The 18985-nt window shown below is 68.4% G+C and carries 16 protein-coding genes; 11 read left to right on the top strand and 5 right to left on the bottom strand.

The window, feature by feature from the left end:
• Positions 1-20 precede the first annotated feature (20 nt).
• The 5 genes from HWX76_RS14110 to HWX76_RS36530 all read right to left on the bottom strand — a co-directional run bounded on the left by HWX76_RS14110 (position 21) and on the right by HWX76_RS36530 (position 5957).
• Positions 21-974, bottom strand: coding sequence for an ABC transporter permease (locus tag HWX76_RS14110; protein ID WP_176015956.1), 954 nt, complete (start codon positions 972-974; stop codon positions 21-23).
• A 79-nt stretch (positions 975-1053) separates the two neighbouring features.
• Positions 1054-2637, bottom strand: a complete 1584-nt coding sequence (locus HWX76_RS14105) for an ABC transporter substrate-binding protein (protein ID WP_050016869.1) — start codon at positions 2635-2637, stop codon at positions 1054-1056.
• 674 nt (positions 2638-3311) lie between these two features.
• A complete protein-coding gene (locus HWX76_RS14100) occupies positions 3312-4850 on the bottom strand; it encodes a methyl-accepting chemotaxis protein (protein ID WP_050016867.1) in 1539 nt (512 codons plus the stop codon).
• Between the two features lie 178 nt (positions 4851-5028).
• Positions 5029-5697, bottom strand: coding sequence for a haloacid dehalogenase type II (locus HWX76_RS14095; protein ID WP_050016866.1), 669 nt, complete (start codon positions 5695-5697; stop codon positions 5029-5031).
• Between the two features lie 65 nt (positions 5698-5762).
• Positions 5763-5957 (bottom strand): hypothetical protein, encoded by a 195-nt coding sequence (locus HWX76_RS36530; protein WP_089490412.1) that lies wholly within the window; start codon positions 5955-5957, stop codon positions 5763-5765.
• A 203-nt stretch (positions 5958-6160) separates the two neighbouring features.
• Here HWX76_RS36530 and HWX76_RS14090 point away from each other — a divergent pair, with 203 nt between their 5' ends.
• From HWX76_RS14090 to HWX76_RS14040, 11 genes are all read left to right on the top strand, one after another.
• Positions 6161-7021 carry a GNAT family N-acetyltransferase gene (locus HWX76_RS14090; protein WP_050016861.1) on the top strand — a complete coding sequence of 287 codons (861 nt, stop codon included), beginning with the start codon at positions 6161-6163 and terminating at the stop codon, positions 7019-7021.
• A gap of 12 nt (positions 7022-7033) precedes the next feature.
• The gene (locus HWX76_RS14085; RefSeq protein ID WP_176015955.1) at positions 7034-7960 is read left to right on the top strand and encodes a glyoxylate/hydroxypyruvate reductase A; all 927 of its coding nucleotides are present in this window, start codon (positions 7034-7036) and stop codon (positions 7958-7960) included.
• Between the two features lie 163 nt (positions 7961-8123).
• Positions 8124-9524 carry an aspartate aminotransferase family protein gene (locus HWX76_RS14080; protein ID WP_124679088.1) on the top strand — a complete coding sequence of 467 codons (1401 nt, stop codon included), beginning with the start codon at positions 8124-8126 and terminating at the stop codon, positions 9522-9524.
• 85 nt (positions 9525-9609) lie between these two features.
• Positions 9610-10101 (top strand): winged helix-turn-helix transcriptional regulator, encoded by a 492-nt coding sequence (locus tag HWX76_RS14075; protein ID WP_006749694.1) that lies wholly within the window; start codon positions 9610-9612, stop codon positions 10099-10101.
• Between the two features lie 123 nt (positions 10102-10224).
• Positions 10225-11697, top strand: coding sequence for an NAD-dependent succinate-semialdehyde dehydrogenase (locus tag HWX76_RS14070; protein WP_050016851.1), 1473 nt, complete (start codon positions 10225-10227; stop codon positions 11695-11697).
• A gap of 214 nt (positions 11698-11911) precedes the next feature.
• The gene (locus HWX76_RS14065) at positions 11912-12922 is read left to right on the top strand and encodes a helix-turn-helix domain-containing protein (protein ID WP_089490414.1); all 1011 of its coding nucleotides are present in this window, start codon (positions 11912-11914) and stop codon (positions 12920-12922) included.
• Positions 12923-13000: 78 nt separating this feature from the next.
• A complete protein-coding gene (locus tag HWX76_RS14060; RefSeq protein WP_050016847.1) occupies positions 13001-13939 on the top strand; it encodes a transporter in 939 nt (312 codons plus the stop codon).
• 22 nt (positions 13940-13961) lie between these two features.
• The gene (locus HWX76_RS14055) at positions 13962-15194 is read left to right on the top strand and encodes an MFS transporter (RefSeq protein ID WP_050016845.1); all 1233 of its coding nucleotides are present in this window, start codon (positions 13962-13964) and stop codon (positions 15192-15194) included.
• 36 nt (positions 15195-15230) lie between these two features.
• Positions 15231-16688, top strand: coding sequence for an amidase (locus HWX76_RS14050; protein ID WP_050016843.1), 1458 nt, complete (start codon positions 15231-15233; stop codon positions 16686-16688).
• A gap of 142 nt (positions 16689-16830) precedes the next feature.
• On the top strand, positions 16831-17427 hold the full coding sequence (locus tag HWX76_RS14045; RefSeq protein WP_089490415.1) for a TetR family transcriptional regulator: 597 nt from the start codon (positions 16831-16833) through the stop codon (positions 17425-17427).
• Between the two features lie 50 nt (positions 17428-17477).
• Positions 17478-18959: an MFS transporter gene (locus tag HWX76_RS14040; RefSeq protein ID WP_176015954.1), complete on the top strand. Its 1482-nt coding sequence runs from the start codon at positions 17478-17480 to the stop codon at positions 18957-18959.
• Positions 18960-18985: the final 26 nt, after the last annotated feature.

Genomic DNA, 18985 nt, shown 5'->3' with positions numbered 1-18985 from the left:
TCGGAAGAAAGACGAAACACTCAGGTGCGCAGTCGCGGGTTCGACACGATCGAGCACAGGTCGGCGAACAGCACGAGCGTCAGGTACGCGACGCAGAAGATCAGCGTGCACGCCTGGACCAACGGGAAATCGCGATTGCTGACGGCGTCGACCATCAGGCTCGCGAGGCCCGGATAGTTGAAGATCGTCTCGACGACGATCACGCCGCCGAGCAGATACGACAGGCTCAGCGCGATCGCATTGGCGATCGGGCCGATCGCGTTCGGCAGCGCATGGCGCAGCACGACGCGCGCCGGGCTCGCGCCCTTCAACGTGGCCATCTCGACGTACGACGCGCTCAGTTGCTCGATCACCGCGGCGCGCGTCATGCGCGCCATCTGCGCGATCACGACCGCGCACAGCGTCAGCACCGGCATCGCATATGCACGCAGGAAATCGTGCAGGCTTTCGATCGGGCCGCTGTACGACAGTGCGGACAGCCAGTGCAGCTTCACCGCGAACACGAGCACGGCGACCGTCGCGATCAGGAATTCCGGCGTCGCGACGAGCGACAGCGTGCCGAGGCTGATCACGCGGTCGATCGCCGACTCGCGCTTGACCGCCGCGAGGATCCCGAGCAGCAATGCGATCGGCACCGATACCGCGGTCGTGATCGCCGCCAGTGCGAGCGACTTCGGCAGGCGCCCGCCGATCAGTTCCGACACCGGCATGTCGCCGGAAAACGACCGGCCGAAATCGCCGTGCAGCAGCCCGCCGAGCCAGTGCAGGTAACGCACGTGCGCCGGCATGTCGAGACCGAACTGCTGGCGCAGCGCGGCGACCGTCTCCGGCGTCGCCGACTGGCCGAGCGCGGCCTGCGCGGCGTCGCCCGGCAGCAGGTTCGTGATCGTGAAGATGATCGCGGACACGATCAGCAGCGTCAGCGCGGTGACCGCGATGCGCCGGCCGATCAGCCCGATGAGAACTCGGTTCATGGAGCGACACTCCCGAAAAGCCCCCGCGTGGCCGGCGCGGTCGCCCGCACCGGCCACGCAACGGCGGCCAGCAACAACATCATGCGTTCCACCACACGTTCTCGGCGAACGTGAAGCCCATCATCGGCCCGGTGGGGATCGAGCCGAGGCCCGCGAGCCGCTTGTCGTAGCCGTCGAGGAAGCTGATGAACGCCGGAATGCCGACCCGCCCCTGCTGCGACACGATCACCTGCATGTCGCCGTACATCTGCTTGCGCTTCGCGTCGTCGGTTTCCGAACGCGCGGCGAGCAGCAACTGGTCGAACTTCGCGTTCTTCCAGCCCGACTCGTTCCACGGCGCATCCGACTTGAAGAACTGCGTGAACAGCACGTCGGCGCTCGAACGCGGGTTGATGTTGCCGAACGTGAGCGGGTGCTTCATCCAGTGGTTCGACCAGTAACCGTCGGGCGATGCGCGGTTGACCTGCAGGTTCAGCCCGATCTTCTGGCCGGCCTGCTGCAGCAGCACGGCCATTTCGATCGACCCGTTCGCGTCGGACGTCGCATAGATCGGCGGCAGCGCGGCGCCGAGCGCCCCCGCCTTCTGGAGCAGGAATTTCGCCTTGTCCGGATCGTGCGCGCGCTGCGGCAGCGACGCGTTGAAGTAGCGATGCCCCGGCGGAATCGGCTGGTCGTTGCCGATCACCGAATAGCCGCGGAACACCGCCGTGCGAAGCTGCTCGCGATCGAACAGGTACTTCATCCCTTCGACGAAATCGGGGTTCGCGACGATCGGGTTGTCGCTGCGCATGATCAGGTCGGTATAGAGGCCGGACTTGGTTTCCTTCAGTGCGTAGCCCGGCGTCGACGAGACCCGCTGCGTCGAGCGCGGATCGATCGCGTTGATCAGGTGCACGTCGCCCGACAGCAGCGCGTTCAGGCGCGCGGCGCTGTCGCTGATGCCGATCAGCTCGATCTCGTCGAGATACGGCTTGCCCGGCTTGAAGTAGCTGTCGTTGCGCACGCCGATGGTCGACACGCCCGGCTTGAACGACTTCAGCTTGTACGGGCCGCAGCCGACGCCGGTCGAGAAGTCGGTCGTGCCGTCCTTGACGATCACGAGCTGCGGCGTCGCGAGGATCACCGGCAGATCGGCGTTCGCGCTCGCGAGCGTCAGCGTGACTTCGTCGGGGCCGGTCGCCTTCGCATCCGAGAACTGTTCGGCAAGCGTCTTGACCTTCGACGCGGTGGCCGGGTTCTTGTGGCGCATCAGCGAAAACACCACGTCGGCCGGGCCGACGGGCTTGCCGTCGTGGAACGTGACGCCCTTGCGCAGCTTGATGATCCAGGTCTTCGCGTCGGTCGTCTGCAGCGACTCGGCGAGGTTCATCTGCGGCGTCAGGCTCGCATCGAGCTGCGTGAGACCGCTGTAGAACATGAAGAAGCGCGTGTAGTCCGCGCCCGTCGAGCCCTTGGCCGGGTCGAGCGTATCGGCCGTCGAGCCGGCTTCGTTCGCAACCCGGATCTTGCCGCCGCGCTTCGGCGCGGGCGCGGCGAATGCCGAATCGGGGGTCATCAGCAGTCCGCCGGCGCCGGCGGCCATCATGCCGCCCGCCGCCATGACCTTCATCATGTCGCGGCGCGTGAAGCCGCCCTTGCCGCCGTTGTCGATATCGTCGCTCATCCGAACTGCTCCTGACTGTGGGAAGTGGGTCCAAGGGTCCAGCGTGGTTGTTCAATCGCGCCGCGCCCGCTTGCTGGTGGCGGGCGCGACGTCGTACACATGCAATTCATTTAAGCATCGCCAAAATGCGGTTTGTCGCGATTCGGGCGCCCCGCACGATACGAATCGACCGTTTTAGGCCGCCCGCGCAGCATGAATTGCTGCGTGCGCGCACGTGTCGCCGTTGGCCCGGTGGCGTGTCGCGGTGGTTGCCGAATCGGTGTCGATGCAGGAAATCGTAAGGCCGCAGCCGCCGCAGATTGCGCCGACAAAATTGCCCGTTCGGCATCCGGCGCGCGTTTGGCTCACGCAAACCGCACGTTTGTGTCGAATGCGTGTGCGCATGCCGACGACGGCCGAAATGAGCGGCGCATTGCGGCAGATCGCCGCATGCACGGGCGTCGACGGTGGGGATCGCGACGGGACGTCGCACAGGAAAGTTCAGAGGAATACCGCTCGATCGGAGCGGCTTGGCGGGAAGACGGGAAGATCACGGGACTACCGGGAAACCGGGACCGTGCAGCCGTCAGGCGACGCGTGCGTCACCGGCATGTCGACGCGCACGCCGGGCGGCCGCCAGCGCGGCGCCCGAGAAGCAGAGGATGCGCCGGCCGCGAACGGACGGCGCGAAGCCGTCACGCAGCGAGCCGGAATACCGATACGGCGGCCCGCAGGCGCGCCGCCTGCTCGTCCAGCGACGAGGCGGCCGCAGCCGCCTGCTCGACGAGCGCGGCGTTCTGCTGGGTGACTTCGTCCATTTGCGCGACCGCCAGCCCGATCTGTTCGATGCCGGTGCTTTGCTCGGCCGATGCCGCCGAAATCTCGCCCATGATGTCGGCCACCCGGTCGATCGACCGGACGATCTCCGTCATCCGCTCGCCGGCCGTCTCGACGAGCCGGCTGCCGCTGCCGGCCCGCTCGACCGACGCGTCGATCAATCCCTTGATGTCCTTCGCGGCCGCGGCGCTGCGTTGCGCGAGCGAACGCACTTCCGACGCGACGACGGCGAACCCGCGCCCCTCCTCGCCGGCCCGCGCGGCTTCCACCGCGGCGTTGAGCGCGAGAATGTTGGTCTGGAATGCGATGCTTTCGATGACGACGGTAATGTCCGCGATCCGCACCGATCCATCCGAAATCTGCCGCATCGTTTCGACGACGGCCTGCACAGCGGCGCCGCCGAGTTCGGTCGCATCCTTCGCCTGGGCCACGAGCGCATTCGCCTGACGTGCGTTGTCGGCGTTCTGTTTGACCGTGGACGTGATCTGCTCCATGCTCGCCGCCGTTTCCTGCAACGACGCGGCCTGCTGCTCGGTGCGCTGCGACAGATCCAGGTTGCCTTGCGCGATCTCGCCGGTGCCGGTGGCGATCGAGTGGGTCGTGGTCTGGATCTCGGCGATGGTGTCGGTCAGCCGCGCCTTCATGTCGCCCAGCGCGACGAGCAGGCTGCCGGGCGCGGCGTGCGCCGTATCGAACTGCACGTCCAGTTCGCCGGCGGCGATGCGGGCGGCGATCTGCGTCGCATGCGCGGGCTCGCCGCCGAGCGTGCGCCTGACGCTGCGCAGCACGCCCCATGCGATGGCCGCGAGCGCCGCGGCGATGACGAGCGCGACGGCGCCGAGCACCATCGCGAGTCGGGCAAACGCCGCGTTGATGTCGTCGTAGAAAAATCCGGTGCCGATCCACCAGTTCCAGTCCGGAATCGCGACCACGCCCTGCAGCTTCGGCTCCAGGTCCGCGTCGGGGCTGCGCTTGATCAGCACGTCGACGAGCGCGAAATGCGCCTGCGCCATCCCCGCGCGGTACGCCTCGCTGTCGGTCATGCCGCTGGTCGTGCGGTTGCCTTTCGCGCGCGTGCCGATGAACTTCGCGTTCGGGTGCACGAGGTTGACGCCGTCCGACGTCGTGACCCAGAAGTAGCTCTTCGAATTCGCGTTGAGCGCCGCCAGCGCGGCCTTGGCCTGCTGCTGCGCCTGCTCCTGCGTGAGCGTGCCGCTCGTCTGCAGCGCGCGATACGAATCGACCAGATGCTCGGCCTTGGTCAGCAGAATGACGATCTCTTCGCGGCGGCTGTCGATCAGCGCGTCGCGCAGCGTGTGCAGCGACAACGCGGCGAGCAGGACGACGCCGAGCAGCGCCGCGGCGACGAGCATCAGCAGTTTGGTGGACAACTTCATGCGGGGGCCTCGAAATATTAACCGTTCGGTACATATATCGGCCCGGGCGGCCCCGCCTTGAACGACTCGATATCGGTAATTACCCTCGTTTCGTACGCTGATCGAACGCGTGACGGGACGCGCCGGCATCACGGCCGCGTCCCGTCGCGCGTTCGATGGATCTGCCGGCGCAGCCGGCTTACAGCCCGAGCTGCGTCGCGAGCTGGCCGATGTCCGACACTTCGTAATAGTTGTAGAACGGCGTGCCCGGCTCGTGGCCGCGGTTCACGAACGCCTTGTGCTTGATCCCGAGATCCTCGGCCGTCATCAGGTCGTAGCGCAGGCTCGACGACACGTGCAGCACGTCCTCCGGCTTGCAGCCGAGCTTGTCGAACATGTATTCGAAGCCCTGCATCCGCGGCTTGTACGATTGCGCCTGCTGCGCGGTGAACACCGCGTGGAACGGCGCGCCGAGCTTGTCGACGTTGCTCATGATCTGCTCGTCCATCGCATTCGACAGGATCACCAGCTTGTACTTCGACGCCAGCCGCGACAGCCCGGCCGGCACGTCCGGGTGCGGGCCCCACGTCGGCACCGCATGATAGAAAAGCTCGGCCTCGGCTTCGTCGAACTTCACGCCGAGCCGCGCGCAGGTGCGGCGGACCGAGTTGACGACGACGTCGCGGTACGGCTTCCACGCACCGAGCACCTCGTCGAGCCGATAGGCGGCGAACGCGCGCACGAAGGCCTCCATCGCGGCCGGCGACAGCCGGTCCGCATAGATTTCGCGCGCCGTCTCGGCCATCCGGAAATGGGTCAGCGTGCCGTAGCAGTCGAAGGTGATGTACTTCGGTTCAAACTGGATCATGGTGACGTCCTGTCGGTGTGAAGCCCCGGCAGGGCCGGGGGTGGGCTGGGTTTAACGAAATTGAATCAGGGCAAAAAGTCGTTCGCGCATCGTTCGGCGTCGCTCAAAACGCAGAATCGCCGCGTGTTGCCCGGCACATGCAGCACGATCTGCGGCGCGATCGGGCGCGGCGCGGCCGGCCGGTGGGCGGCGTGCTGCCGCAGCGGGCTCGCCTGCCGGCGCAGCCCTCCGGGCAGGCGGCAGCGCGGCCGCGCATTCATCGTAGCGGCGTTCCCACAGCAGGAGTGGTGGGATTGACCGGCCGCGCCGGCACGATCAGCGCGTTCGTCCGCATCGATCGAACGGGTTTGCGTCGATCTCGCGGGCGCGTCCGTCACCGCCGGAAAACAGGCGAATCGTCCTATCCGCGCCCGTGGGTCGCTGGCAGAGTCGATAGGTCATTTCTACCCATCCGGAGTCCGGCGTGTCCGACCTCAATTCTTCCCGCACGCTCACCTATCGCCCGTTCGCCGAAACCGACCTGCCCGCCGCCCATCGGCTGTCGGAGGCGGTCAAGTGGCCGCACCGGCTCGACGACTGGCGCTTCGCGTTCCAGCTCGGCAGCGGCATCGTGGCCGAAGACGAGACCGGCGTCGTGGGGACCGCACTCGGCTGGCGCCTCGGCGAATCGCACGCGGCGCTCGGCATGGTGATCGTGTCGCCCGAGCGGGCGGGCGGCGGCATCGAGCGCGAGCTCCTGGCCCGCGCGCTCGACGGCTTCGGCACACGAACCGTCTTTCTGCATGCGATGCCGGGGCGCGAGCCGCTGTACGCCGCGTTCGGCTTCGAGCCGATCGATACGATCGACCAGCATCAGGGCGCGGCGTTCCGGCCGCCGCTGATCTCGCTGCCGCCCGGCGAGCGCCTGCGCCCGCTCGGCACCAACGACGGGCCGCGCCTCGCCGCGCTCGCGTCGCGTGCGGCCGGCTACGAACGCGGCGCGGTGACCGATGCGCTGCTCGACGTCGCGAACGGCATCGCGCTCGATCGCGACGGCGAGTTGCTCGGCTTCGCGCTGTTCCGCCGTTTCGGCCCGGGCCACGTGATCGGCCCGGTGATCGCGCCGGATGCGCTGCGCGCGCAGGCGCTGATCAGCCACTGGCTCGCGTTGAACGAGGGGATGTTCGTGCGGCTCGACTTGCCCAGCGACAGCGGGCTGTCCGACTGGCTGGAAGGGCTCGGGCTGCCGCGCGTCGATACCGTCGTCGCGATGGCGCGCGGCACGACGCCGGCGCGCGACCCGGCGCTGCGTGCGTTCGCGATCGTGAGCCAGGCACTCGGCTGAAGGACACCGACGATGAGCTTCCTGTACAAGGCCGACCCGGTGCGCGGCGCGCAGTGGGCGGCACGCTTCGCGCAACAGGCGCCCGACCTGCCGTTCCGGATCTGGCCGGACCTCGGCGACGCCGCGGCCGTCCGCTATCTCGCCGCCTGGCAGCCGCCGGACGATCCGGTCGGGCTGCTGCCGAATCTCGAAGTCGTGTTCTCGGTCGGCGCCGGCATCGACCAGTTCGACCTGTCGCGCGTGCCTTCGCACATCCCCGTCGTGCGGATGATCGAGCCGGGCATCGTCGAAGGGATGGTCGAATACGTGACGCAGGCCGTGCTGACGATCCATCGCGACCTGTTCGACTATGCGGCCCAGCAACGCGACCAGGTGTGGCGCGAGCATCCCGTACGCGCGGCCGCGTCGCGGCGCGTCGGCGTGCTCGGGCTCGGCACGCTCGGCCAGGCCGTGCTCGACACGCTGCGGCGCTTCGGTTTCCCGTGCGCCGGCTGGAGCCGCACGCCGCGCACGCTCGACGGCATCGATTGTTATGCCGGCGATGCGGCGCTCGACGCGTTCCTCGCCCGCACCGACATCCTGATCTGCCTGCTGCCGCTCACCGACAGCACGCGCGGGCTGCTCGGCGCACGCGTGTTCGACGCGCTACCGGCCGGCGCGTCGCTCGTGCAAGTCGGGCGCGGCCCGCAACTCGATGAAGCCGCGCTGCTCGCGGCGCTCGCGAGCGGCCGCGTCGACAGCGCGATCCTCGACGTGACGGACCCCGAACCGCTGCCGGCCGGCCATCCGTTCTGGACGCATCCGCGCATTCGCATCACGCCGCACATCGCCAGCGCGACGCGGCCCGACACCGCGGTCGACGCGGTGCTCGCGAACCTCGCGCGCCATCGCGCGGGGCAGCCGATGATCGGCGTCGTCGATCGTACGCGCGGCTACTGACCTGCTGCGCGCCCGGCCCGCCGGGCGCGCAGCAGAAAATGCCGAAGCGCCCCGCACAAACGCCGCGCGCATACGTTTCAGGCCGCAAATTGAAGACGCATGCGGAATTCTCGCCCGTTAGCATGAACTCACCGCTGACACCTGACGAGAGTCCCGCCTTCCCATGAACCAAGCCGCGCTGATCGAAGCCGATCGTCAACATCTGATCCACCCCGTCGTCAACTACCGTGCGCACGAGGCGCGCGGCGTCACCGTGCTGGAATCCGCGGACGGCGTGTTCCTGCGCGACGCCGCGGGCCACACGCTGCTCGACGCGTTCTCGGGCCTGTGGTGCGTGAACGTCGGCTACGGCCGCGACAGCATCGTGAAGGCCGCTGCCGACCAGATGGCGAAGCTGCCCTACGCGACCGGTTATTTCCACTTCGGCTCGCAGCCGGCGATCGAGCTTGCCGAGCGGCTCGCCGCGCTCGCGCCGCCGTCGCTGAACCGCGTGTACTTCACGCTCGGCGGTTCGGACGCGGTCGATTCCGCGATCCGTTTCATCACGCATTATTTCAACGCGACCGGCCGCCCGTCGAAGAAGCAGATGATCGCGCTGGAACGCGGCTATCACGGTTCGTCGTCGGTCGGCGCCGGCCTCACCGCGCTGCCCGCGTTCCACCGTCATTTCGACCTGCCGCGCGCTGACCAGCACCATATTCCGTCGCCCTACCCGTACCGCCATCCGCTCGGCGACGATCCGCAGGCGCTGATCGCCGCGTCGGTCGCCGCACTCGAAGCGAAGGTCGCCGAGCTCGGCGCGGACAACGTCGCCGCGTTCTTCTGCGAGCCCGTGCAGGGTTCCGGAGGCGTCATCGTGCCGCCGGCCGGCTGGCTGAAGGCGATGCGCGACGCGTGCCGGCGTCTCGGCATCCTGTTCGTCGCCGACGAGGTGATCACCGGCTTCGGCCGCACCGGCCCGCTGTTCGCCTGCGAGGCCGAGCAGGTCGATCCGGACCTGATGACGGTCGCGAAGGGCCTGACCGCCGGCTATGCGCCGATGGGTGCCGTGCTGATGTCCGACGAAATCTACGAGGGGATCGCGGGCGACCGCGCCGATGCGCCGGTGGTCGGCCACGGCCATACGTATTCCGCTCACCCGGTGAGCGCGGCGATCGGCCTCGAGGTGCTGAAGCTCTATCACGAAGGCGGGCTGCTCGCGAACGGCCAGGCGCTGGCGCCGCGCTTCGCCGCGGGGCTCGACGCGCTGCGCGCGCATCCGCTCGTCGGCGACGCGCGTTCGGTCGGCCTGCTCGGCGCGCTCGAACTGGTGGCCGACAAGGTGCACAAGACGCGCTTCGACCCGGCGCTGAACGTGCCCGACAAGATCGCGGCCGCCGCGTACGCGAACGGCGTGGTGTTCCGCGCGTTCGGCGACGGCGTGCTCGGCTTCGCGCCGGCGCTGAGCTTCACCGCGGGCGAGTTCGACCTGCTGTTCGAACGCGTGCGCAAGACGCTCGACGACGTGCTGGCCGATGCGGGCGTGCAGCGCGCGCTCGACGCCGCGCACGCGCAGCCGGCCTGACCGGACAAGGGAAAGCCGGGCTTGTGGCCGCCATCGTTCGACTCTAAAGTAACCGGACATTCCATTTTTGCCTTCTCACGTGAACATGACGGACAGCAAGCTGGATCGCATCGACCTGCGCATCCTCTCCCAGTTGCAGAAGCGCGGCCGCATGACCAACGTCGAGCTGGCCGATGCGGTCGGGCTGTCGCCCAGTCCATGCCTGATCCGCGTGAAGCGGCTCGAGAAGGCCGGCTACATCGGCGGCTACGGCGCGCACATCCAGCTCGAGAAACTCGGCGACGTGCAGGTCGTGTTTACCGAGGTCACGCTGGCCGACCACCGGCGCGAGGATTTCGACCGCTTCGTCGCGGCGATCCGCAACGTCGACGAGATCGTCGAATGCCACCTCGCGAGCGGCGGCTACGACTATCTGCTGAAGTTCATCACGCGCAGCGTGAGCCATTACCAGACGATCGTCGAAGGGCTGCTCGAGCAGAACATCGGCATCGAGAAGTATTTCAGTTACGTGATCATCAAATCGCCGTTCGTCAAACGGCACTACCCGCTCGAATCGCTGTTCGGCGAACGTCACTGACGGACGCGCGACACCCCTGAACGCGGCAGCCCGCTGTCCGCGTGGGGTCGTCGCGCGCCTGCTCCGCCGTCGTTGTCGCTGTCGTTGTCGTTGCCGCCGAACCGCTTCATTCAAGGAACTGTCATGCCGCTTACGCTGTCCCGAACCGAACTCGTCCGCACCGCCAACCTGATCGACGGCGCCTGGCGCGATGCGCTCGACGGCCGCCGCTTCGCCGTCACCGATCCGGCCACGCTCGATACCGTTGCCCACGCACCCGACAGCGGCGCCGCCGACGCCCGCGCGGCGACCGACGCGGCGGCCCGCGCGCTGCCCGCGTGGCGCGCGACGCCCGCGCGCGAACGCGCCGCGATCCTGCGTGCCTGGCATGCGGCGATCGTCGCACACACCGACGATCTCGCGAAGCTGATGTCGCGCGAACAGGGCAAGCCGCTGGCCGAAGCGCGCGGCGAAGTCGCGTACGGTGCGTCGTACGTGCTGTGGTTCGCCGAGGAAGCGACGCGCACGTACGGCGACCTGATCCCGCAGCAGCAGCGCGGCAAGCGGCTCAGCGCGGTGAAGGAGCCGATCGGCGTCGTCGCGGCGATCACGCCGTGGAATTTCCCGCTCGCGATGATCGCGCGCAAGATCGCACCCGCGCTCGCGGCCGGCTGCACGGTCGTCGCGAAGCCGGCGGAGGACACGCCGCTGACCGCGCTCGCGCTCGCGTTTCTCGCGCAGGAAGCCGGCGTACCGGCCGGCGTGCTGAACCTGATTACCGCGTCGCGCGAACGCGGCGTGGAAGCCGCGGCCGACTGGCTCGCCGACGGCCGCGTGCGCAAGATCACGTTCACCGGCTCGACGGCCGTCGGCAAGCTGCTCGCGCGCGACTCGGCGGCGACGTTGAAGAAGCTGTCGCTGGAGTTGGGCGGCAATGCACCGTTCATCGTGTTCGACGATGCGGAGCTCGATGCCGCGGTCGACGGGCTGATGGCCGCCAAGTTCCGCAACGGCGGGCAGACGTGCGTGTCGCCGAATCGCGTGTACGTGCAGGCCGGCGTCTACGATGCATTCGCCGCGAAGCTCGCCGCGCGCGTCGCCGCGCTGAAGGTTGCGCCGGCGACGGACCCGGCCGCGCAGATCGGCCCGATGATCAACGCGCGCGCGGTCGACAAGATCGCGCGGCACGTCGGCGATGCCGTCGAACGCGGCGCGCGCGTGCTGACGGGCGGCAAGCGCCTGACCGAGCTCGGTGCGAACTATTACGCGCCGACCGTGCTCGCCGACGCCACCGCCGACATGCAGCTGACCTGCGAGGAAACCTTCGGCCCGGTCGCCGCGCTGTTCCGGTTCGATACGGAGGACGAAGCGGTCGACGCCGCGAACGACACGCCGTTCGGGCTCGCCGCGTATTTCTACACGCAGAACGTGCGGCGCATCGCGCGCGTGTCGGCGCGGCTCGAAACCGGCATCGTCGGGATCAACGAAGGCGCGCTCGCGAGCGAGGCCGCGCCGTTCGGCGGCGTGAAGGAATCGGGCTATGGTCGCGAAGGCTCGCGTTATGGCCTCGACGACTATCTGTCGATCAAGTATCTGTGCCAGGGCGGGCTCGACTGAACCGGCGTCGCCGCGCGTTCGATTTCCCGTTGCGCGTTCCGCGCCCGCTGGCGGGTCCTTGCGGGTGCGGGCGCCATACCGAATCATGCATGCCCGACGCGGCGTCCCGTCATCCGCGGCGGCACCGCACCCGCGGCCCCGGGTAAAAACGCATTGCCAACCGGAATTTGTGTGCGCATTGTCGGCGGACGCCTCGTCCACCGCCCCACTCGCCATGCATTCCGCTCCGCTGTCGTCCGCCGCAAGCCTTGCCGACACCGCGCCTGACGCGCTGCCGTTGATCCGGCGCTTCGCCAGCGAGGATGTCGATACCCACGCGGAATGCACGCACGGCTGGTCGATCCGGCTCGATCAGCTGTCGCCCGGGCCGTTCCATGGCACGCTGCATGAAATCCGCTTCGACGGCATGCAGTTGCTGCGCGAACGCGTGAACCGCGCGCTGCTCAAGCGCGGCGACCAGTGCGCCGGCAGCACGTCGTTCAGCATCCCGCTGGAAACCGCCGGCGCCGGCTTCTGCGGCGGCGCGCTGCTGCGCGACAAGGCCTTGCTCGTCTCCGGCGGCACCTCGCTGCCGGAACTGCGCACGCCCGACCATCAGGACGTCGTGCTGTTGACGGTGCCCAACGACACGCTGCACCAACTGGCGTGGCTCGGCGATCAGGACGAAGACGGCGACCGCGTATCGTCGAACGAAACCCGCATCCTGCGGGTGCCCGCCGCACGCCATCACGCACTGACCTCGTTGCTGGTGGCCGGCTTCGGGGCGTGCGATACACCGGAGCGCCCGCTCGCCCGGCCGCACACGCGCAAGTCGCTGCGCGACGCCATCCTGGTCGAACTCGTGCACGCGATGGAAGCCGCCGGCCGCCCCGTGCGGCTCGATCCATCCGCGCGGCACCGCGTCGTCGATCGCGTGCGCGAACTCGTCGCGGCACGGCCCGATGTGCCGTTGACGGTGCTCGACGTATGCCGCGAAGTCGGCGCGAGCCGGCGCAAATTGCAGTATTGCTTCGAGGAAATCCTCGGCACGCACCCCGCGTGGTACCTGCGCGTGCTGCGGCTGAACGCGGTGCGCCGCGAACTGCGCGAACATTCCCCGGCGAGCACGTCGGTCAGCGACGTCGCGTGCCGCTGGGGCTTCTGGCACCTGAGCCGGTTCGCGTCGCACTACCGGGAACTGTTCGGCGAACTGCCGTCCGACACGCTCAAACGCCCGCCGCGATAATTACCAAAAGCGGATAACGCGCCGGATTTTGACGTTCCTAGACTCCGTACACATTTCAACTGTACGGGGAACGGCACGATGGAAATCCTCAGACGTCCGCACGGCGTGCGGCGCTGCCGCACACGCACCACCGCCGTCGCGATCGGCACGTTGGCGGCCACGCTCGCCTGCCAGCACGCCCACGCGCTCGAAAACGACGGTCCGATCACGCCGTTCGGCGTATTCGATTTCGGCGCGGGCATCACGCCGCCGCCCACGCCGAACGGCACGCTCGCCACGCGCTTCGCGTACTACTCGACCCGCACGATCCGCAACGGCGGCAACACCGACTTCTCGCTGACGGTCGCGTCCTGGAGCCTCGCGTACATCCGGATGACGAACGCGAAACTGTTCGGCGCGAACGTCGGCTTCGGCGCGGTCGTGCCGTTCCTGAACCTGAACGGCCACGTGAACGTGCCGACGCCGGCCGGCACGCTCGCGATGTCGGCCGATCCGACCAACATCGGCGATGCGGACTTCCAGCCGCTGATCCTCGCATGGACCTCGCCGAACCTGTTCGTCAACGTCGCGCTGCAGGTGCAGGCGCCGACCGGTGCGTATCGCGCCACGCGGCTCTTCAATCCGGGCGTCAACCACTGGACCTTCTCGCCGATCATCGGCGCGACGTACATCACCGATAGCGGATTCGAAATCTCGACCAGCATCGAGATCGATCAGAACACGACCAACCGCGCGACGAACTATCGCAGCGGCACCGGGTTCCGCCAGGAATTCGCGCTCGGCCAGCACATCGGCCCTTTCACGGCGGGCCTGGGCGGCTACATCGAGCGGCAGTTGAGCAACGACCACGGCCCGACCATCGACGGCAACCGCGCGCGCGTGAATGCGCTGGGCCCGGCGATCAGTTACGTCGAGCCGGGCAAGCCCGCGGTCTGGCTGCATGCGTACAAGGAATTCGGCGCGCGGAACCGCGCGCAGGGTTACCAGATCGCGCTGCGTGCCGCGCTGTCGTTCTGATGTTCCGATTCGGGAGCCGTCGATGAATCCGCTTTCCTCAACGCAATCCGCGCCCGCCTACCCGCGTGCCGCCCGGCAGGCCGGTACCCGCCAGGGCGCCGTACTGCTGCTCGGCAGCAGTCTCACCGTGATGGGCGCGGTCATGATCGCGCCGATCCTGCCGAAACTCGCGGCCGAATTCGTGCCGGCCGACCCGCGCATGGCCGCGCTCGTGCCGCTCATCGCGACGGGCCCCGCGCTCGCGATCGCGCTGTGCGCGCCGCTCGCCGGCTGGCTGGCCGATCGCGTCGGACGCAAGATGTTGCTGTTGCTCGCGACGCTCGTGTACGGGCTCGTCGGCGCGGCGCCGGCGTGGCTCGACAGCCTCGCCGCGATCCTCGTGTGCCGGCTCGCGCTCGGCGCGGCGGAAGCGTGCGTGATGACCTGCTGCACGACGCTGATCGGCGATTACTGGCATGGCGAACAGCGGGTGCGCTACGTGAACCGGCAGGTCGTCACGATCGGTATCGTCGGCACGGTGTTTTTCGTGCTCGGCGGCGCGGCCGGCGAGCACGCGTGGCGCTACCCGTTCTATCTGTACCTGTTGCCGATCCTGCTCGTGCCGGCGATTGCGACCGTGCTGTGGGAACCGCTGCGCGACGGTCAGCCCGCCGGGCCGGCCGACAACGGCACGCCGCCGGCCGGCAACCGGCTCGCGCCGACGCTCGCGGTCGGCTACGGGTTGATCTGCATCGGCATGGTCAGTTCGTTCGTGGTGCCGGTGCAGATGCCGCAGCTGATGGTCGACATCGGCCAGCGCTCGTCGACGATGATCGGTGCGGTCGCGGGCGTCGGCCTGCTGTCGACGCTGGCCGGTTCGATCGCGTGGCCATGGTTGCGCGACGCGCTCGGCCGCCGCTTCGTCAACGTCGTGCTCCTGGCGCTGCTCGCGGCGGGCCTGTTCTTGCTGGCCCGCGCGCATACGGTGCCGGCCATCGTCGTGGCGGTCGTGATTCACGGCTTCGGCGGCGGCATGCTGGTGCCCAATGCGATCCTGCCGCTAATGCGCACGCTGTCGCTCGCGATGCGCGGCCGCGGCCTCGGCGGTTTCACGGCCGCGCTCTATCTGGGCCAGTTCGTCAGCCCGCTCGTCGTGCTCGGCTGTGCGCAGGCATTCGGCGGATTGCGCGCGGCGGTGTTCGCGATTGCGGCGGGCACGGCCGTCGCCGCGTTGTCGTGGTTGTTGCCGGCGCTTCGCCGTCGCGACGACGCATAACCCATTCACGTTTTCCCGTTCCCGAACCCTAGACCCATGAAAGATTTTCAGACGCTCATCGCCACGCACGACGGCATCGCGCTCGCAGCGCTCGTCCGTGCAAAAGAAGTACGGCCGACCGAATTGCTGGACGCCGTGCTCGCCAGTCTCGATACGCTCAACCCCGCGCTGAATGCCGTGGCGGAACGACTCGACGACTCGGCGAGACAGGCCGCGTCGTCCGTCACCGGGCGCGAAAGCATACTCGCCGGCGTCCCGACGCTGATCAAGGACCTGTTCATGCCGGTGCGCGGCGCGCGGATGTCGAACGGATCGTTTTTGTTCGGCGACTACCGGCCGGACTTCGACGGCGAACTCGTGGCGCGGCTGCGGCGGGCCGGCATACCGATCGCGGGGACCTCGTTGTCGCCGGAACTGGGCACGTCTTATTGCACGTCGTCCGCGCGTTTCGGCGTCACGCGCAATCCGTGGCATCCGCACGTGAGCGCCGGCGGTTCGAGCGGCGCCGCGGCGGCGCTCGTCGCCGCCCGCGTGCTGCCGTTCGCGCACGGCAACGACGGCGGCGGCTCGTTGCGGGTGCCCGCTTCCTGTTGCGGCGTATTCGGGTTGAAGCCGACGCGCGGCCGAACGCCGAATGGCCCGATGATCGGCGAGGGATGGGCCGGCATGGGCATCAACCACGCGATCACGCGCTCGGTGCGCGACAGCGCCGCGTTGCTGGACCTGACCGCCGGCGCCGATATCGGCGCGCCCTATGCGTCGCCGCACCAGGCCGACACGTTTCTCGCGGCCACGCAGCGCGATCCGCGGCCGCTGAGAATCGCCGTGATCGAGCACGCGCCGCCCTGGCCGCTTCATCCGGCATGCCGAGCCGCACTGGACCATACCGTCGCGTTGCTGCGCTCGCTCGGACATGACGTCGAGCCGCTCGACAGTCCCGTCGATTCGGCCGCTTTCTATGGCCACGTGTTCACGATCATCGGCGCGCAAACGCGCGCACTGCTCGACACGATCGGCGCTCAGCGACACGCGCCGCTACGCGACGACGAAATCGAGGCGCGCACCCGCATCATCGTGCGCGAAAAGGGCAACGTGAGCGGCGCCGAGTACGCGGGCGCGGTCGACTGGATCCATGCGTTGGGCAGGACGTTCGGCCGGTTGATGGAGCGCTACGACGTTTTGCTGACGCCGACGCTCGCGATGCCGCCGCTCGCACCGGCCGCACTCGCGACGGTGGACGACGCGCAATCGTTGAGCGACGTCATCGATCGGTCGCATCGGTTTTCGCCGTTCACCGCTTGGTTCAACGCGACCGGCCAGCCCGCGATGTCGGTGCCGCTTTACCGGGACGAACAAGGTTTGCCGATCGGCAGCCAGTTCGCGGCGGCATTCGGCGCGGAGTCGCTGCTGTTCTCGCTCGCCGCCCAGCTCGAACGCGCCGCGCCGTGGGGCGATCGTGCGCCGCCGGTGTGCGTCGGGCTGTCGGGCGCGTGAACGGTCCGGTGGCCAGCGACGGGTGCGCGGCACCCGGGGGCGACCATCGCCGCGCCCGGTCGACACACACGTTGACATCGGAACCGATCGGTCCATATAATCACTCCAACTTCAGGCACCGCATCGTTTGCGAAACCGATCAATGGCAAATCCGGCTGGCGTGGGCCGTCCGCGCGAATTCGAACTTGGCGATGCCGCGCGCGACGCGATGGACGTTTTCTGGGACCGCGGATACGAGGGCGCGTCCCTGCCCGACCTGATGGCCGGCACCGGCCTGTCGCGCGGCAGCCTGTACAAGGCGTTCGGCGACAAGAAGGCGCTGCTGCTGGCGGCGCTCGACCTGTACATGGCCGATGGGCTCAAGGCAACCGCGGACATCCTGTCGCAACCCGGCGCCGTGAAGGATGCGATTCGCGATTCGCTGCTGCGCTATGCGCGCCTGTCCGTCGGCGACGCGGGCCGGCGCGGATGTCTCGCGGTCGCGATGACCACCGAACTGGCCGCGCGCGACGCCGATGTCGCGGAACGCACCGGGCGCCTGTTCCGGCGGCTGCAGCAGCTCTATGCCGGTGCAATCGTCCGTGGCCAGGCAAGCGGCGAGATCCCCGAGCAGGACGAACAGGTGCTGGCGCGTTTGCTCGTCTGCCAGATCGAGGGCATGCGCGTGCTGGGGAAAACCGGTGTGTCCGAGCACGACATGCTCGCGCTGGTCGACCGCACGATGCGCATCCTCGACTGATATTTTTTTACCCAATTTGGAACCGAATGGTTCCGTATGGAGAGCCGTCCATGTCACGGAATGACCCCGTCTCACCCGACCCGCGCCGCTGGGCGATGTTTGCGGTCCTGCTCGTCGGCGCGTTTCTGCCGCCGCTGGATTTCTTCATCGTCAATGTCGCGCTGCCGTCGATCCGCGCGGAACTGGGCGCGTCGTCATCCGCCGAGCAACTCGTCATTTCATCGTATGCGGGGCTGTACGCGGTGACGCTGATCACCGGCGGGCGATTGGGCGACCTGTTCGGCCGCGGCCGCGTGTTTTTCCTCGGGTTGATCGGCTTTGCGATCGCCTCGACGTTATGCGGTCTCGCGAGTTCGCCGTGGACGCTCATCGTCGGCCGTGCGTTGCAGGGCGTGACGGCCGCGATCATGGCGCCGCAGGCGCTCGCTTCGATCCAGGCAATCTTTCCCGAAGCGGAAAAGCCGCTCGCGCTCAGCTTGTACGGCGCGGTATTCGGCCTCGCCGCCGTGATCGGGCAGGCGCTGGGCGGAATCCTGATCTCGCTGAATCTGTTGAATCTGGGTTGGCGCACGATCTTCCTCGTCAACCTACCGCTGGCGATTCTGGTCGTCCTGTTCGGGATTCCACTGTTGAAGGAAACGCGTGCACAGCATGCGCGCAAGCTCGACCTCGGCGGCACCGCGCTGTCGATGCTGACGCTGGGCGCGCTGATCGTGCCGCTGATCGAGGGGCGCGAAGCAGGCTGGCCCGTCTGGGCCTGGGCGTCGCTGCTCGCGGTGCCGGCCCTCGCCGGCTTCTTCTGGCGCTACGAGCGCCGGCTCGGCCGCCGCGGCGGCGCCCCGCTGCTCGATCCGGCCGCGCTGCGCGCACCGGGGCTGGGCCGCGCGTTGCTGATCGCGCTGTTGCTGTACTCGATCGGCGCGTTCTTCCTGCTGTTCTCGGTGTATCTGCAGAATGCGTTGCACGTCGACGCGCTGAGCGCGGGCCTCGTGTTCTTGCCGTTCGGCGTCGGGTTCCTGCTCGGCCCGTTGTCGACGCCTTTCTGCTCGCGCGTCATCGGCGCTTACGTCAATCCGTTCGGGATGAGCCTCGAGATCGTCGGGCTCGTCGGCCTCGCGTGGTTGATCGACGCCACGCCGCTCGGGATGCCGCTCGCTGCCGTGCCGCTCGCGGTCGTGCTCTTCGTCATCGGTTTCGGACAAGGGCTCGCGCTGCCGACGCTGATGCGCATGGTGACGGGGCGCGTCGCACCGGCGCTGTCCGGCATGATCGCCGGCATCGCCAGCTCGACGCTGCAGGTCAGCACGTCGCTGAGCGTGGCGATCATCGGCGGCATTTTCTATACGACGCTCGGTACGCGCCAGGATCCGGCGGCCATCGCGCACGCGTTCATCGTCGCACTCCTGTCGATCTCGGTGTTCCTCGCTGTCGGCGCCGCGCTGGGCATCTCGCTTGCACGCGCGCCCGCCGCGCGCACGTCGATGCGTGCTGCCGTCCGTCCGGGCTTCGGCCCGGAACGCGAACGGCCGTGAGCGTCGGCGTACACACGAAAGCGAAT

Origin of the sequence: Burkholderia sp. BCC0398, assembly GCF_902833245.1 — a bacterium.
Lineage (GTDB): Bacteria > Pseudomonadota > Gammaproteobacteria > Burkholderiales > Burkholderiaceae > Burkholderia > Burkholderia sola.
Note: the sequence above shows the minus strand (reverse complement) of the source record. Positions and strands in the feature narration are given on the sequence as shown.